The 16,793-nt window shown below is 55.0% G+C and carries 11 protein-coding genes; 5 read left to right on the top strand and 6 right to left on the bottom strand.

The features are described 5' to 3' along the window. Positions 1-49: 49 nt before the first annotated feature. Entirely contained in the window at positions 50-2,110 is a 2,061-nt protein-coding gene (locus tag OHL21_RS15205; RefSeq protein WP_263418130.1) for a right-handed parallel beta-helix repeat-containing protein, read from the bottom strand. Between the two features lie 502 nt (positions 2,111-2,612). Beyond that, positions 2,613-3,248, bottom strand: coding sequence for a flavin reductase family protein (locus OHL21_RS15200; protein ID WP_263418129.1), 636 nt, complete (start codon positions 3,246-3,248; stop codon positions 2,613-2,615). A gap of 366 nt (positions 3,249-3,614) precedes the next feature. Between OHL21_RS15200 and OHL21_RS15195 the strand changes: the two genes are divergently transcribed. The 4 genes from OHL21_RS15195 (at position 3,615) to OHL21_RS15180 (ending at position 6,456) form a co-directional block, all read left to right on the top strand. Next, the gene (locus OHL21_RS15195; RefSeq protein ID WP_263418128.1) at positions 3,615-4,499 is read left to right on the top strand and encodes a hypothetical protein; all 885 of its coding nucleotides are present in this window, start codon (positions 3,615-3,617) and stop codon (positions 4,497-4,499) included. Between the two features lie 34 nt (positions 4,500-4,533). Next, a complete protein-coding gene (locus tag OHL21_RS15190) occupies positions 4,534-5,043 on the top strand; it encodes a cytochrome P460 family protein (protein ID WP_263418127.1) in 510 nt (169 codons plus the stop codon). A gap of 306 nt (positions 5,044-5,349) precedes the next feature. Next, positions 5,350-5,496, top strand: coding sequence for a hypothetical protein (locus tag OHL21_RS15185; RefSeq protein ID WP_263418126.1), 147 nt, complete (start codon positions 5,350-5,352; stop codon positions 5,494-5,496). Between the two features lie 90 nt (positions 5,497-5,586). Then, positions 5,587-6,456 (top strand): helix-turn-helix domain-containing protein, encoded by an 870-nt coding sequence (locus tag OHL21_RS15180; RefSeq protein WP_263418125.1) that lies wholly within the window; start codon positions 5,587-5,589, stop codon positions 6,454-6,456. A 4-nt stretch (positions 6,457-6,460) separates the two neighbouring features. Here the strand turns inward: OHL21_RS15180 and OHL21_RS15175 are convergent, their stop codons facing one another. Continuing rightward, the gene (locus OHL21_RS15175; protein WP_263418124.1) at positions 6,461-7,885 is read right to left on the bottom strand and encodes a pyridoxal phosphate-dependent decarboxylase family protein; all 1,425 of its coding nucleotides are present in this window, start codon (positions 7,883-7,885) and stop codon (positions 6,461-6,463) included. 442 nt (positions 7,886-8,327) lie between these two features. On the opposite strand from OHL21_RS15175, the gene OHL21_RS15170 reads away from it, so the two are divergent. Beyond that, the gene (locus OHL21_RS15170; RefSeq protein ID WP_263418123.1) at positions 8,328-8,822 is read left to right on the top strand and encodes a nuclear transport factor 2 family protein; all 495 of its coding nucleotides are present in this window, start codon (positions 8,328-8,330) and stop codon (positions 8,820-8,822) included. A 134-nt stretch (positions 8,823-8,956) separates the two neighbouring features. On the opposite strand, the gene OHL21_RS15165 is transcribed toward OHL21_RS15170, so the two are convergent. The 3 genes from OHL21_RS15165 to OHL21_RS15155 all read right to left on the bottom strand — a co-directional run bounded on the left by OHL21_RS15165 (position 8,957) and on the right by OHL21_RS15155 (position 16,778). After that, on the bottom strand, positions 8,957-11,452 hold the full coding sequence (locus tag OHL21_RS15165) for a glycoside hydrolase family 95 protein (RefSeq protein ID WP_263418122.1): 2,496 nt from the start codon (positions 11,450-11,452) through the stop codon (positions 8,957-8,959). 84 nt (positions 11,453-11,536) lie between these two features. Next, a complete protein-coding gene (locus OHL21_RS15160; protein WP_263418121.1) occupies positions 11,537-14,662 on the bottom strand; it encodes an arabinofuranosidase catalytic domain-containing protein in 3,126 nt (1,041 codons plus the stop codon). A gap of 133 nt (positions 14,663-14,795) precedes the next feature. Beyond that, positions 14,796-16,778 (bottom strand): sialate O-acetylesterase, encoded by a 1,983-nt coding sequence (locus OHL21_RS15155; protein WP_263418120.1) that lies wholly within the window; start codon positions 16,776-16,778, stop codon positions 14,796-14,798. Between the last annotated feature and the right edge of the window lie 15 nt (positions 16,779-16,793).

The following is a 16,793-nucleotide window of genomic DNA, read 5'->3' as shown; positions in this document are numbered from 1 at the left end:
TTGCGTTGCTTCTGGCGACAAGCATCTCGCCCGATATAAGCCTTCTTGCCTAAGCAAGGGTGCGGCGTGGGTCAACCTTCCAGACACGCTTCGATCCCGGATCTGCCAGCGGTCCGGCAACTCTTGTTGCCCCCGCCGTCTTACCAAGAATGTCCTGGTCAATCTGATTTATGGCACTGACCTTCGGCAACGGCTGCGGGCAATTGATCGACAACTCCAGCTTGTCCGGGTCGAAGCTCACCTGCACATCGGCCACGACCGAGTTCTTGTCCCAGCCATACTTCGCTCGCCAATCCGCCAGGCTGAACCACTGCTTCTGTTCGCCCGTAAAGAACCCTTGGAACTCGTTAGGCAGCGATGCATACACGTTGCCGTCGGCCTCGTTTTTCTCCGTGAGAAACACGATTCCCGACTTGCCCAACGTCGAGAAGATGTTGTTGCTGATCTTGTTCTCTGACGCAAAACCGCTGCCTGCGCGGTCCGGGCGAACAATCGCAAAGATGCCCGAGTTCTCGCACTTGCCGATCAGGTTCTGCGCAATAACAATCTTGTCGCTCGCGTTAATGAAGATGCCCGAACCCGCGCATCCACGCTGCCCCGGAGTTCCCGGCTCAGCATTGCGCACGTCCCAGATGATGTTGTTATCAATCTGGTTAGGCTGAAGGTTCATCTCCATGTGGATCGCCGCGCTCACCGTCAGCGTGTCGGCAAAGATATTACTCGTGATACGGCAGTTCACGTCACCGCTGTCCAACCAGATCCCGTTGCCGTGACGGGTATGACGAATCACATTGCGACGGAACATCATGTTCTGCGCCCGGTGGAACTTCGCCGCAGCAGACTCCCACTCGCGTTCCGCATCGGCCCAGCAATTCCACTCGAACAAATTGCTATCAATCAGCACATCGCGCGAACCAATGCCCGCTACGCCTTCAATGCCGTTGTAGCGGAAGGTGTTATTGCGGATGATGTGAGCGCTGTTAGGCTGCTGCGAGCCTGCTGGGGCCACTCCGCCAATCTCCAGGCCAATAGCATTCGCCCACTCAAAGGTGTTGTCTTCGAATATCCAGCGTCCTCCACCATTGGTATCCACCATGGCTCCGCGCTGCGGCAGCGGAAATCCATTGCCGGCATGCGCGAAGGTGATTCCCTTCAAACGGATGTAACTGGTCCCACGGTTCGCGGGGACAAACACCTGTTCGCGAGTCGTGATCTCGATCGTGTGATCAACCGGTGTCCCGCTCGCCAAACGGATGTGGATCGACTGACCATTCGCATCGGTGTAAAACCTGTCATCCTTGGTACCACCAAGCTCCTGCATCATCGGTCCGTTGCGTGTACGCGGCGGCGTCCCGGCCATGGACGGCGGTGCTCCCGGCGGCGGCGGCCCAGGCAGGTTCGGGCTCACCAGCTCACGTTGCAGCTCCACCGGCTCCAACGGCTTGCCGTCCGCAAACACCAGACCACGGCGGCGGAAGTATGGCCCCATGTCCACGGCCTTGGTGTCCAACCAGACGCGGTCGCCGGCAACGCTGGCCAGCGCAAACGGATTGTAGGCATCCGGGAACATCGCTCCCGTGAGCTGGAATCCCCACGTAGGTGCCTGCGGAGGAGGAGGCGTGGCGCCAGGCCGGCCGAAAACGACCGGCGGGTCCTGCGTCCATCCATCCTTCACCACCTCTGATCCCTTGATGTAAACCTTCGCTCCAGGGGCAGCTTCGTAGCTGATCATCTTGTCCGGGCTCGTTCCCCCACGCGCCGGCTTTACGCACTCGCGATATGTTCCCGCGGCAATTACCACGCGTTCGCCCGGCTGCAGCACCTGCGCGGCCTTGTTGATGGTGCGGAAGGGTTTTGCCTCCGTACCGGGACCGTCATCACTGGCATGAGCAGAACCATTGTTAACGTAGTAGGTTTTGGAGAACTTCAGTGGCTGTTCCCAAGAGACGTACGTCGAGCCGTCCGGCAGCAAGTCATCACTTCCCGACGCCGGGCTCTGCCCGAATGCGGGACTGCGTAGACCAAGCATCGCCGTCGCGCCGACAGCGTACTCCAGAAATTGTCGGCGGTTTATTGAAGACTGCCGGCCATCTGCCGCATTGTTTTCCATCTCGCCGCTTCCTCCTTACAACCTCACGTCTGTTCTCATTGCACGGCCCGCCCGTTAAGACTCGTGGGTGAGAACCCACCCGCCCCGGCGTGCTTTCGCTCACACAAAAAACAGATAAATTTCGCGACCAAAACTTAAAGAATTACCGCATCCCCCGTCAACCTATAAAAACGTATTTATCTTTATTTTTTCTCCAAGAAAAACGATTGCTTATTTGGGCCTTTTGTGGGGATCAATAGCTTATAGCAGACGAAGATCGAGAGGCCCGGTCCGGCTCGGGTGCCAATGGATGGCTGCGGTTGCCACTTCAGATCGAGCGTACCGTCACCCCGGAGCGAGACCGGAACACTGCCTACGACCATTCGGAGGGAAGCGCCGGAAAGAGATCGACTTCGGTGTGGTCGTGGTACCAGCGTGACGTGGGCGGCAGGCCGGCTGCGGCTATCCCTAAAAATTGATTGCGACTATTTGTTGCACTTGGGTCTTGATTTCAAGAAGGCTTCTATACCTCTGCGCGAAATGTCTTGCCCAATTCCTGTCCCAGTCCAAAATAGTGCCGAAAGTTATAGATGAGAGGTTGCCACTTTGCAGGATCAACGTAGTGATCCTCTACGACGAAATCCGCCCGAACGTGTACGCGTAATATCTCAACTTCGACGGACGCCGCACCGCCTAATTTGTGGAGACGCGGGTCACCCTGGAGTTCATGGAGTGAACGCACGATTGCTTCGAGGTGTACCGGGCATTCTCTTACCCGAGGTGCTGAAACGACTTCGCTTGGCAGAGGGGCGAAGGAGCCAGCGCCAAACTTGTCTTTTTCGAAGCGGAACTTATTCCGCTTGTCTTCAGGCACTGGATTTTGCCCTGTAAGCGAAGCGAGTGCTTCCACCTGCGGCCACATATCGGGCGACGGTATGTTAACGACGCACTCTCGTCGTAATTCGAGGTTCTCAAGAGTCTTGGTGTCCATGAGAAGCCCAAGTGTCATCGTCCATCCCAGTGCCCAGAAGGATGAAATCGGCGCGAGATTAGGAGTGCGGTCCTCATTGACTGAGCTGATGAGTGCAACCGGATTCCCGAAGTACAGAATCTTTGGTGCAATCGTTTTGAACTCAGAATCATTTTCAACAGATCGCATGTAATCCTCCACTCAAGAAGAGTCGCTTTGTAAGGATCGTAGTTCCACGTGGCCGCGAGATCTTCCGGCTGCCAGGGCGCGGTAGTCCGTGCAAATAGAGATGAGCGCCGAACTCGCGTGAGTTGTCCTCAGAACTTCTCTGGGATGAGACTTTGTAGATCTACCCACAAGTACATTCGCTTTGGCGCAATGCACCCGACTACACGCACTTTCTTCAGACTGCTCGCAAAGACCTCAATCCAGTTGGACCTCCCGCCAGGGCTGTTCGTCAAAAGCATGTGTCTATCTCTTCCGCTGCGCCCCTAGGATGGCAGCGTAGTCGAGGACAAGAACAGAGGGAACGATGGCTCACGAAGAGCGAACGTTATGTTTGCCTTCTGGTCGCTGGCTAAGCAACTCGGGAGATTACAGATGAAATTTGGCGTGTGGTTCTATGGCCTGGGAACTGCTATTACGGGCATTCTGGATATTGCATGGCATGCATTTGATGCATCTCATCAGCCCATCCAATCCCTAGGGAGAAATCTTCGCGGTCAGCACATATTAGCCGACGTTGTGGGCATCTGGATGGTCGCAGCAGGTCTTGCAGTCCTATCACGCCGAACTGCAAGGGCCGGCGCCATAGCTTCCGCTATCGCTTACTTAATTTTTGTAGCCATGTGGCTGCTTAGGTATTACGCCGGAATTCATGCGCTCGGTTGGCGATTCGATGTCCTGGCAGGGGTTTCTTTTGGGGTCGCACAACAGGTGATGTTGGTCGCCGCGGCAGCAATGCTTTACGTATCCCTTGCCTCGACAGATTCCGCGTTGCAAGCGAGGACCGCAGTCGCGGCGCGCTGGATGTTGGGATTGCCTCCTCTTGTCTTTGGCGTACTCCATCTCATTGGCATTCGCGTCTTCGCGAACATCGTCCCACATTGGATGGGGTTGGGATATTTTTGGGCAGCAACAACCGGAATCGCCTTCATTCTGGCAGGAATTGCGATTTGTTCAGGAATCAAAGCCATTCTGGCTGCCAGGCTTCTCGCGTTGATGCTGCTGCTGTTCGAGGGCTTTGTAGAAATTCCTCCTACTTTTATTCGTCTTGGCAATCAGGCGACATGGGGTGCCGCCGTCTACAACCTGTCTGCGATCGGAGCATGTTTGATATTTGCCGAGATTCTCGCAAGCCGTGTAGATCGAAGACAAATTGGCTCCGCCGAGAATCCCAATGTGCCTGGAAGAACCACGTATATTGCAGCAGCGAACTGAATTGGAACGCGGACCTTCAGTTAAGCGGGGAGCCATGGATACTAAAGAAATCACGTTTTGGTTGAAGCTGTCACGGCGCAATATTCGAATATTGTTGGTTTTCGCACTCATCTCGGTAGGCATGGCGTGGGCCGCCGATTCGGCGCAATACCCCGACAATTTTCGTCGCTGGGTCCATGTGGGAACCGGCGTAATTCTACCTGGCGGCGTCTTCCCCGAGAACGAACAAGGAATGCATCATATTTTTGCAAACCAGAAAGCAGTCGACGGATATGTATCTGGCAACTTCCCTGATGGAGCAGTAATCGTATACGAGTTACGTGAAGCTCAACAGAAGAATGGGGTCATCATCGAGGGCGAGCGCCGAAGAGTTGACGTGATGATCAAAGATGCGAGCCTCTACAAGAGTACTGGGGGCTGGAAATTCGAAAGATTCATGGGCAATCAACAGCTCCAGGATGCTGTCCACGACTCCGGATCATCCTGCTTTCAATGTCATATCAACGCCAAGGCCCATGGTTTCGTGTTCAGTCAGAATCGTTGAGATCTGATGGAAAGTGCTCGAGTGCTCTCTGCGGAACATAGACTGATAGCCTCAGCCACTTCCGCTATTTCTCTGCACAGCGCTCGTCAACCGCTCAACAGCGAGCACGCACGTTTGGAACGGGACTTGATGACCTACGACGATCTCTGCCTCTCATCGACTATTAACTATTGGGCGCGAGACCGCGTACTCGGCGCCATCGCTATGATCAGACCCGAGCAATTCATATCCCCTGGGCAACAGCTTCAGTTCAGTGCGTGATCTGTCGCGCACATCTGTGCTGCCGAGAGCATCTGGATCAATCATTTGGGAGGCGAAGCATTTCAGGTCTTTCAGAAGGCGGAGCGCATTCCCGATCTCGACACCGCCCGTAAGGAATGGACTGCACTGGAGCGCGAGATGCGTGTACAACTCGCCAAATTGGGACGGGAGGTCCGTCTGGATTCACAGTAGAATGAATCCTCTCTCCGCACCGGTGTAGAGATGTTTATGTTCAGCGCCGTTCGGACCATCACTCATCTAACTGCCGAGACGAGAGTTGTAATGGCTGACCATCAGAAAAAGAAACCTGTTCAGCGCGAAGGGAAGAACCATCAGGAACTTGTGAAGTACTCTCGCCCGCCCGGGTTGGACGGTCTGGAGGTGATGAGTGCCCGATGGGTGAAACATTCCTTCGCCCCTCACATGCATGATTTCTATGCCATTAGCCTGAATTATGCAGGTCGTGGTACTTTCGACTGCCGTGGTCAGATCCACGATGCCTCACCTGGCACCTGCAATCTCATCGCACCGGGAGAACTCCATACCGGTCGCGCAGTTTCCCATCACGGATGGGAATACCGCAATCTGTATATTGAGCCCGCTCTGATGAAGAACCTTTTCGTAGGCCTCGACCGGAGAGGTCCTCTTGAGCCTCGGTTCGATTCTCCGTTGGTATCTGATCAGATTCTGGTTTCGCATTTAGTAAGTGTTTTCGAAAGCTTGATCGAATCCACCTCATTACTGCAAATCGAGTCGCTGCTGTTGTCGGTCGTTGCACGATTGATCTCAAGTCATTTCGTTCCACATCAAGTTTCCTGCAAGATCGGGCGCGAAAGTGCAGCGATCCGGCGAGTCAGAGAATGGCTAGACGCGTATTCTGACCAAAATATATCTATCAACACTCTGGCCGAGATGGCGAACCTAAGCCCCTACTATTTAGTCCGCACATTTCACAAGCAAGTCGGGGTTGCCCCTCACAGATATCAGACGATTCAAAGGGTCCACCGCGCCAAGAAGCTTCTGGCTTCCGGTCGACCGATCGCAGAAACTGCTTCTGAGGCGGGCTTTTGCGATCAGAGCCATCTCAATCGCTGCTTTAAGCAATCCTTCGGAATCGCACCCGGAAAGTATGTTAAGGCGGGGACGATCTGATCTATCAGCGACCCTGTCTCAAACGAGCCGCCAGCGCAGAACCTACCTGCCGAACAACCTCCAGAATGAGATTCACATGTCTTCTCTGGAGCCGATGATTCACGCTGCATGCCCGAAGGACGGTACTCCCATTGATTTTGGTTCCGGAAAGGAATATGCGACCGTCTTGTTCCAGCGCGCTGAGTAGGTCCCTGTTTAATCGATCGAGGAATTCCCTGTCCTGATGAACCGATTGATCTACAGTCCGATATTGGAAACACACTACAGACAGTGGCACAGGGGAAAAGCGCATGAAATCTTCGGCGTTATCGATCTGGTTCGCAAAATCGCGCATGAGCTCGATATTGCTTTCGATTGCCGCCCGAAGTCTGTTTGCACCGTAAGCCTTGAACGTCATCCATACCTTCAATGCACGAAATCCCCTCGAGAGTTGAGTGCTATAGTCCTTGAAATCGAATTGCCCGTCCGCATTAAAGCCGATGGATTTCTTTTCCTGCAGATAATCAGCTTCGATGCCTAGGGTTTCGGGAAGCACTTCGGAATCCCGGACGAGAATACAGGCCGCCTCCACAGGGACATAGAGCCACTTATGAGGATTGATCACCAAAGAATCTGCCCGGTCCAAACCGCGGAATAGCGCACCGGCAGCTTTAGTCTGCGCTGCTGGGCCGCCGTACGCCCCATCGACATGGAACCATAGATTCTGCTCGTGGCAAAAGTCTGCCAGGTCATTCAGCTGATCGACGGCACCAGTATTCGTTGTGCCGGCGTTACCGATCACACAGATCGGTATACAGCCGTTTCGCCGATCTTCCGTAACCCTTTCCATTAGCGCCTGTCGATTGATTGTGAAATCTTCTCCGACTGGGATCTTCCTAAGGGCGGTGCGCCCCATGCCCAGAAGGCCCATTGCCTTTTCAATGGAAGCGTGTCCTTCTGTCGAAACATAAACGGTCGCGACGGGTGACCGATACATGCCTTCGGAAGCCACATCAAATCCAAGTTTCCGTTTTCGAGCGATTGCCAGTGCGATGAGGTTCCCGGCCGAACCTCCGCTCAGAAGACAACCTCCAGCCCCTTTTGGATAGCCAACGAAGTCTGCGATCCAGCGAATCACCTGTCGCTCCACTTCCGAGGCCGCTGGCGAAAAATGCCATTTCGCGCAAATCTGATTTGCGGCAGCGGCCAGCATCTCGCCCATAATCGCCGCCTGGTTACCACTCCCGTTGATATACCCGAAGAACCGAGGCGACAGGCAGAGCGTGGAATTTGCAATGATGCTGTTCTCGATTTGATCAAGTATCGATTCAATGGGCTGCGCTTCCTCTGGAAGCGATTCACTAAATAGAGAGGCAATTTCGGAAGGAGATTTCGACATTGTAATGGGCGCGTGTTCCAGTTGTTCGAACAGACGAATGACGATTTCCATTGCCTTTGTGAACTCCCCACGCAGCCTGGGAGTGGGCGTATCAAGGGAGGGTTCACGGTCAGCAACGAGTGGGATATTTTGAGGGGAATATGTGTTCATAATGATTACATTGAGGGGAGAGCAGCAGGATCGTCTTGGACAAAATTGCCCTCCTGTTCTACATATGCGTCAGCATCGCTCGAATCACCGCTCACCCGGCGCACGGTGCTCTATCATTGCTCCAGTGTCTACAAGCTTAGCTTCTGGAGGTCCATACTTGACCTTTCAAGCACGCAGAAGTGAGTGAATGAATAGGCGCGTTTCAAGGCCGGTAGTGTACCGAGAATCGCCAACGAAACATTTGGTTTTGGTAGACAGCCAATGTCGAGGTCGCACGGCGTGGATCGGGGCAGAAAGCGGATCAATGATGCATCCGGAGCACATATCGGTTCGAAGGCGCAGTGTGAAGTCGCTATGGACGGCCGTCTGTGTTTTGGTCGCCTCCATCATCGGTTGTCATCACGCTTGGAAAGGAAATCGAGTGCTAACTGAACAAGAGACCGCTCATGCGATAACGAAACTCCGTGGAGCATACGAAGCATTCAACCGGGGCGATATTGATTCAGCTGTCCAAATGTTGGACGCTCACGTTGAATGGACAGAGCCCAAAGAATTTCCGGGCGGTGGAACTTACCATGGGATCGACGGAGCCAAAAAGTATCTCGCGCAATCCCGCGCCGGCGCCGCTGAAGTAATTAGCGAGCCTGAGAGATTTATTCCGGTAGACGATCGTATTGTGGTGTTCGTCCATGCAAAAGTGCTACCGAAGGAGAGCGATACCTGGCAGGACATCAGACTTGCCGACGTGTATACATTTGAAGGCGGAAGAGTTACGAAAATGCGCGCCTTCGCGAACAGAGAGGATGCGCTGAACTGGGCTCAGGGCAATCGCCGCTGACGCAACCAGGCGCCTGCCAGAAACAGCGGCAACTCTGCTTCTTTAGTTCTTCGAACGCTGTGGGAGAAATTTCCTGCGTAGGAAGTGGAATGATGACGTTTTTGGACTATGCCGTGTAGCTCAGATGCTTGTCCTTAGAAGCGAAGCGTGTAGATGTGTCCTCCGACTATATTGAGGCGCACGACCTGACCATTAATCTGTGATGTAAGTACGGGCTTATCGTCGATGACAATTTTGCGGGGATCCATAGCTTGTGGCAGGCGGAGATCGACTGGCCCGGTGCGGTTCGCGTGCCAATGGATGGTTGTGCCCTGCGGTTGCCACTGCAAATCGAGCGTACCGTCACCCCGGAGGCGCAGGCCGGTAACGCTGCCCTGCGACCATTCGGAGGGAAGCGCCGGGAAAAGATCGACTTCGGTGTGGTCGGGGTACCAGCGCGACTGTACCAGAGCTTCGAGCATACCGTTAGCGGCCCCGAGGTTACCGTCAATCTGGAAGACGCCCGGAGGATGGGTATCCATCATGTTCGGAAACGTCGATTGGCGGAAGAGGACCTGCATACTCTCATAGGCCTTTTCCCCTTCGCCGAGGCGATCCCAATAATTAACGACCCACGCGCGCGACCATCCCGTCTGGCCGCCGCCGTGCTCCAGTCTCGCCTGCAATGTATTTTGCGTAGCGCGGGCAAGGTCAGGTGTATGCCACCGGTCAATCTGCGTGCCGGGAAACAGCGCCCAGAGGTGCGAGATATGGCGATGTCCGGGCTCCGCGTCATCGTAGTCGAGCGGCCATTCCTGCAGATTGCCACGCTTGCCGACCTGCAACGGAAGCAGCCTGGATTCTGCGACCCGAACACGGTTCAGAAAAACGGGATCTTCGTGCAGAATATCTCCCGCCTGCAGCGTACGCGTGAAGAGCTCCCGCACGATTTGGAGATCCATCGTCGGGCCCATCGTAATGGAGTGCGCTGTGCCATCGGCCATCCTGTACTTGTTCTCTGGTGACAATGATGGGCCGGTGACCAGATGGCCGGTACCGTCGTCGACGAGGTAATCCAGGAAAAAGAGTGAGGCGTCGTGCAGCAGAGGCCATGCCCGTGTACGGAGGAAATCGCGGTCGAGCGAGAAGGCATAGTGGTCCCAGGCATGCAACGTCAGCCAGGCTCCGCCCATCGGCCAGATCCCATAAGGAACACCATCGATGGGATGGGCATCCCCCCATATGTCCGTGTTGTGGTGGATGACGAAACCTTGTGCTCCGTAATATTTCCGTGCGACCTCCGTGCCGGTGCCGCTGCCGGGGCTGCGCACCATCTCGACGAGATCAAAAAGCGGTTGGTGCAGATCACCGAGGTTCCCTGGCTCCGCAAGCCAGTAGTTCATCTCGGTATTGATGTTGATGGTGAACTTGGAGCCCCACGGGTTGCCAATGCCCGCAGCCCAGAGACCTTGCAGGTTGGCCGGAAGGCCGCCGGGCCGACTCGATCCGACCAGTAGATAGCGTGCGAACTGGAAGTACAGCGACTGCAGACCGAGGTCGTTGCCTCCGGCTGCGACACGGCGTAACCGCTCGTTCGTAGGTAGCGCTTCGAGAGCAGCATCGGCCGCACCGAGAGTGAAATGCATGCGCTGCATGTAACGGCTAACATCGCGTGTGGCGGCTTCGCGGAGTTGCTCATAGCTCTTCTTTGCAGCGCGATCAAGCGTGGCCTTGTCCTGCAGGGCTGGATCGCCTCCTGCAAAGCGGCCGCCTTTGAAGTCAGTCGCAGCGCTGATAAGAATAGTTACTTGATTGGCCTTAATCACCTGCAGCGAGTTGCCATCCTGCAAGGATTGACCACCATCTGTGAGGAGACGCACTTGAGCATGGAAGCCAGTCTGGTCGTGGTGGTTCGCAGAGGGTTGAAGTGTAAGGTTACGAGCGTCCAGCGCGACGGTTGTGAAATCCGCAGGACGGTCCATGCTGAGTTTGAAGGAAATGGCGCCTGGATGATTCGCCGTAAGATGCACTACGATCACCTGGTCGGGCGCCGAGGCGAATGTTTCCTTCTGATACTTCGTATGGTCTTGTGTATAGGAGCTGCGCACGACACCTGTCTCGAGATCGAGCGAGCGTCGATCATTATCCACCGGCGAATTGGACGTGGAACGAAGGTAAAGATCCCCCAAGGTTGAATAACCTGGCATGCCGCGTGGCGTCGATAGCATGGTCTGTTCCAGAAGCTTCTCTGCCTGACTGATCTTCGCGCTATCCGTTCCTCGGGACTCCAGCAAAAGTCGACGCGCCTCCAAGAATCCTTCGTGAGCGCGCGGGTTTAGCAGATCCGCACGTGAGCCTTGCCACAATGTACTTTCGTTGAGTTGCAAATGTTCGTCTTGCGGGCGCGTGCTCTTGCCGTCCATCAATGGCAGGTTTTTCTTAGCATCCTGCAGGTCGCCGTTGTTCGTCCCGTCGTTCGCCCCACCGAAAACCATTGCACCCAAACGGCCATTGCCAACGGGCAGCGCCTCGTCCCAAATAATGGCGGGGCGATCGTACCAGAGGACATCGCCTTGAACGGCCCTCTGGGCCTGCGCTCCATAAAGGAGAGTGCTGATAGCTGTGAGGACGACTGCATTGCGGACGTTCATTCTGGCTCTTACTCCTACAACTGACGGCGGTGAAGCTGATTCGGGAAAACAGACTAGGATCAGGGCGCCTATCGTCTTCCCAAACTAAGGCGCCTGGCTAGAGTACGTATTCGATGCACCGGGAGTTGGTAAATCGCTTACAACCGGAGACCCAATGGGATGCCCCTTTTTTAATGGTGAGGTGAAAGTTATTCCAGTGCCCGCAACGAACGTGCCCGGTTCGTAAAGGTGAGCCAATGGAGTCTCAATCGTAATGCTGGCATTGCCCCTTCTACCGACTGACCGGACAACCGCGGCCTCAGTATTAGCTCCGCTGCCAATCATGATGGTCTGCCCCGTCGTAAAACCTGCCGTACTAAGGACGGGGATCACCGTCGAACCGGCCGTCGTAGCTGCAGTAGAGGAGGTAGCTCCTGAAGTTCCTACATTCGCAATCGTTGCTGTTTCCCGCTCCGTGCCGGAACCGATCATCACGGTTCGACCAGCCGTAAAACCTGCCGTGCCTATCACCTTAATATTGCTTGTTTCAGCCTCGGATGCGGCTGCAACATTGGTTGCCGCCTGAGAAGCAAAGTCTATGCAATTACTGTCAGAATCGGCGCCATCCGGAAAACGGCCTACACTCGTACCGCCTCCTCCAACCATTGCAGGAGCTACGACGATACATCCTCCCTGACTCTGATCTCCCTCAAGTGTGGCGAGCTCCGGACTGGTAATGGTACCGTTGCCGCTTGAATTGCTCTGCCGCGTTCCATAGACCAGCGCATCAACGACAATCTTGCCGGTTGGATCTTCAAGCGCGAGTGAACCGGCGTTGTTTGCGAACGGGCCTGCGGGGTTTTGAGCTACAGTCGGGTTCGACAGTGAAGTCCCAAACCACTGGTCCGGCATTGGGGATCCCTGATAGCCGGCCGAACTGGTTGCGATACCGGCGATATAGGCGCCGTAGGGATGGCTACGAGAGAGAGGACGATCTAGTGTGACCCCAGTGCCCAGAGCCTGGACCGCATCTCCACTCATATGGGTAAACTTCGTCGCCGGCTCAAACGTGATTCCTGTCCCAGGATCTGCGACATCGACTCCAGTCATATGGTCGAAACGTAAAGGCGAGGTGAGAATGATGTCCGTGTCGCCGTTGGCCTGCGCCGAACCGATCGAGGACACCTTTACGATTTCCTTAAGCGAACCAGTGCTCACTGTAAGCATGTCGCCGACGGAGATATTGGATGCTGCCACAACCTTGATATCGGTTGCCCGAGAGGAGGCAGCGCCGGCAAGGACAGTCTGGGTCGATGCCTTTCCGACGGACTTGACCGTAACCTCCTCATAGTTGCCTCCGATGTCGATGCCAACGCGCTGTCCAGCTTCGAAGCCGCTGGTATTGGCGATCGGCAGATTGGTTGAGCCCGCGGGGATGGTGAGCCACGGTCCTGTAGACACCGGAATAAAAATGGTCGTCATAGCATGAGCGGCTTGGCCGATGCCCACGACAGTTCGTTTCTCTCCGTCTATATCGATAGCTTCTCCGGCAGCCAACCCCTTTGTAGTACGCACATAAATCGTCTTCGTACTCGCGATTGCCGGCGCGGCCAACCCGGTGCTGGAAAGACCGAGCAGATAAAAACCGTGCGGGGCAATCCTGGTGCTCGATGGGACGGACGCCAATTCGACAGTCGCCCACTGTCCAGGAGTATGGAGGATTCTCCAATGAGAAACGTCTATCGGCTCGTCCGTTGGGTTGTAAAGCTCAATGAACTGATCAGAATCGTTCAGACTTGTACCGAACCGCACCTCATTGATCTTGATTGGATACACGTTACGCACGCGCGCGGATATAACGTCAGGCGCCATGGCGTTAAGCCACATCGCTTTCGCGGTAAGGAAGCCGGCTTCAGGCTTAGCAGGAGAGGTAACGAGGAATGCCGCTCTAACGCTTGCTCCCGGGGGAATAGCCTCAGGGAAAATCTTTGCGGATGCTGTGCTCTCAGAAACGACAGAATTCCAGCCTTTACCGGGCAGGGAAAGACTTAGCTGCAAGCCTCTCACTGTACCGCCGGTCGTATTGGTAAAGGACACTAGAACCTGGTGCCTCGACTTCGGAGTAAATGTCATTACTCGCGACAGACCTAGAGACGGTAGATCATATTTCGCAGCAACAATGTTCGCCTGCACCTCATCCGTCGTGGCTTGCGTGGGAAATCCGCGGGTCATGACGCCCTCATAAAAAGTGCCGGCGGAACCGTTGCCATTGTCGCCGCCGGTGCCGAGCAAAATGCCCCCCTGCTTACGCATCGGCGCATAACCTCCGCTGATACCGGGCAGAGGACGAGGACCACTGTAGAACGTGACAAGGTTTCCCTTTTGGGCATCACCGCCGCGCAAGTCCCAATGATCTCCGGTATCGCCATCCATAACGGCTGTGACAAACCGCCATGAATGGATGCTAGGATCAGCCTCATTCAATTTAGCGTTACGTCCTGAAAAAAGGCCTGCTTCCATGTCAGACATAATCCATGGCCCCTTGCCTTCGCCACGGCCCCAGACGGTAGAAGTGCCAAAGTAGGTCGTCTCCATAGTGCCGGTACCAACCGCGCGGCCATTCGTGGAAGAGTTGCCATAGTCGAAACAACATCCGCTGTCAAAGTGAGTGCCATCGATCACGTAATAGATTCCCTCGGCCTGATCATTGATCGCAATACCGCTTGCGTTGTTGTTGCGGAACCCCATGCCCGGCATGATGTAAACACCATAGGCTTTGCGCCCGTGAATGGTGATAGGCGCCATATCTGCGATGGGCTGAGTGTCAAAAGCACCTTTGGCCGGACCTTTGAAAGTCCCCGGGGGCGCCTGGTAAAGATGATTTCCTTTGCCAGACTGGTCGTAAATCACGTTGATAACGCAAAGCATGTTTGAACAAAAAGCATCTTGAGCGGCTGCGTCGGCATATCCGTCCATCAAGCCGACTTCGAATGTTTTCCCATCTGACTGGCGTTTAACTTGGTAGAGTAGCCCCTTATAGGAAGCATAGAGAGCACGAGTCGTACTATGTGCCGCGACACACGGAGTACCAGCCGCCGCATAGATGTCGCATGGGCCCTTCGGCTGCGATACGCTCCCGGTCGCGGTGGACTGCTGCGCCGTCGCTAGTGTTACGGAGATCAACACCGATACGAGGGCGAACATAACTCCAAGACCGTGTCTTAACTTCATTCATGCTCCAGTACAGCCGTGCTTAAAAACCATCATTCGGTATCGTGTGCTTCCAGCCGGACTGTTGTTGCGGCAGTCCTACCGGAAACAGGTTCTTATGCTTGTCGTCTTGCATGTTTCGCTGCCAAGTACTTCAATAAGGCTGACGCCCCTCTGTAATTCCCTTCCAGTTGTCTGTACGAAACGGAGCAGCAGGTAGTCCCGCTCCGTTGAACAATGTTGCAACGGGATTGGCCTGCCACGCGTAGCGCACGGCTACCGGATTTTGGATAAGTGAGGTTGAGACGATAATGTAGTCTCCCGATATATGAGCATCCGCCCACATCCACTGATGATCGTCCCCCGCAATCTGGAATTGACCGAGATGGTCACCCTTCACCACTAAGCCTCCTTCGGCATGGATGAAGTGGAGCCGAATTGCGCCAGATTGTTTCTCCACTTTATCTACAGTCGGCCCCTGATACACAATGGGTTTGCCGTACTGTTTCGCCAAGGCACAGCGAGCCAGCCGGTCGCCGACCGGCGCCTTATCTTTGGGATGAATGTTGTCGGCTTCTCCGGTATCAATGGTGACTGCTAAGCAGGTATTCGGCACCGCAGCCACCGTACCCGCTTGTGCTTCGCGGGTCTCAGCCCATGAGTCCTCCACCGGAACCTCGCTTCGCGCCTTGAACGCGGGCAGGCTAACAATATAGAAAGGAAAATCTCCCTGATGGAAGGCTCGTCGCCAGTCAGCAATTAATGCCGGCATAACCTTGCGATACTCATACGCACGCTCAGAGTTTGCTTCGCCCTGGTACCACAGAGCGCCGGTAATCGCCAACGGCGTCAACGGCTCAATCATTCCGTTAAAAAGGACAGAAGGGATAACGGGCCAGTTCTGATAGGAGTTGGGTAACGGAAACGGAGGACGTGCATCCACACTCACCTTGCCCTTCCAGGGACCGGAAAACGGGATCGTTGTGTTATCGGCGAACTGAAGTTTCAGGTCTTCCGGCATTGCGGTAAAGCCGCCATCTGGCAAGGTCTTCAGAACGCGAATCGTAATCTGATTTTTGCCGGGCTTTAATACTCCTGGCCGCAGAAAATAGTTTCGCGGGTTTTCTACCCAAGAACTGCCACCAACCGTCTGGCCATTCACCCATACCGTATCCATCTTCTCGACAACTCCGAGCCGCACCGTGGCGCGCTGCGCAGGAATCGTTTCAGGTAAGGTGAACTCCTTCCTGAAGTAGACAACCGATGGCGCGTCTGCCACACCGAGATCCCTGAATCCACTCTTGAGTGTGACTGTCGCCCACCCGGAATCATCGAACGCGGGCTCTTGCCATCCTTCCTTTTTGCCGATGTCGTACCTGTCATACCAATGGCTTACATAATTGCCGTACTCTGGTAAGCCCTCATCCGCCATCTTCTTGAGTTCGGCCAATGGCGGCTCAAAGTCCTTCAATTCGTGCAAAGCAGCCACGCTCATCCAGGTCTCAGCCGGGGTGCCACCGACAGCATCCACCACCAGCCCGATCGGCACATGAAGCTCCTCTTCTAGTCTTCGACTGAAGAAGTACGCAACTGCAGACAGTCGCCCGGCCGTCTCCGGTGTCACCACCTGCCAACTTCCCGATGGCACGCTCACGAGGTGATATCCCGATCGTTGCGCCACCACGAAAAATCGTATGTCTGGATAGTTCGCGGCTTTCAACTCCTGGTCAGCATTCTTGACCTGCCGCATCATGAATTCCATATTCGATTGCCCGCTGCACAACCATACGTCGCCCACCATGATGTTCTTCAGCTCGGCGACTTGTTTGCCCATAACCTTCATGGTGTACGGTCCACCGACCGCTGGGGGCGTAATCATCGCAGTCCACTTCCGATCAGCTCCTGCGGTCGCTGTTACCGACACATCACCAATCTGCACGGTAATCCGATCTCCCGGTTCGGACCATCCCCAGACGCTGTTCACCTTATCCCGCTGCAGCACCATATTGTCCCCGAAGATGGGACTCACAAAAGGCAGATGAGCTGTTGCAACGTCCGCCGGCTGGGCAATTGCCGTCGATAGCGATAACAGCATTTCAATCGCCACAAGCAGTACGTTTCGGAAAAGCGAGTTCATCGTCTTATCGATTCC

The sequence above is a fragment of the Terriglobus albidus genome, from assembly GCF_025685425.1.
In the GTDB taxonomy this organism is placed as follows: Bacteria; Acidobacteriota; Terriglobia; order Terriglobales; family Acidobacteriaceae; genus Terriglobus; species Terriglobus albidus.
Note: the sequence above shows the minus strand (reverse complement) of the source record. Positions and strands in the feature narration are given on the sequence as shown.

Coding starts and splice junctions, on each gene's coding strand:
- OHL21_RS15205 (WP_263418130.1), bottom strand. CDS start 2,110: ATGGAAAACAATGCGGCAGATGGCCGGCAGTCTTCAATAAACCGCCGA.
- OHL21_RS15200 (WP_263418129.1), bottom strand. CDS start 3,248: ATGCGATCTGTTGAAAATGATTCTGAGTTCAAAACGATTGCACCAAAG.
- OHL21_RS15195 (WP_263418128.1), top strand. CDS start 3,615: ATGTTTGCCTTCTGGTCGCTGGCTAAGCAACTCGGGAGATTACAGATG.
- OHL21_RS15190 (WP_263418127.1), top strand. CDS start 4,534: ATGGATACTAAAGAAATCACGTTTTGGTTGAAGCTGTCACGGCGCAAT.
- OHL21_RS15180 (WP_263418125.1), top strand. CDS start 5,587: ATGGCTGACCATCAGAAAAAGAAACCTGTTCAGCGCGAAGGGAAGAAC.
- OHL21_RS15175 (WP_263418124.1), bottom strand. CDS start 7,885: ATGGAAATCGTCATTCGTCTGTTCGAACAACTGGAACACGCGCCCATT.
- OHL21_RS15165 (WP_263418122.1), bottom strand. CDS start 11,452: ATGAACGTCCGCAATGCAGTCGTCCTCACAGCTATCAGCACTCTCCTT.
- OHL21_RS15160 (WP_263418121.1), bottom strand. CDS start 14,662: ATGAAGTTAAGACACGGTCTTGGAGTTATGTTCGCCCTCGTATCGGTG.
- OHL21_RS15155 (WP_263418120.1), bottom strand. CDS start 16,778: ATGAACTCGCTTTTCCGAAACGTACTGCTTGTGGCGATTGAAATGCTG.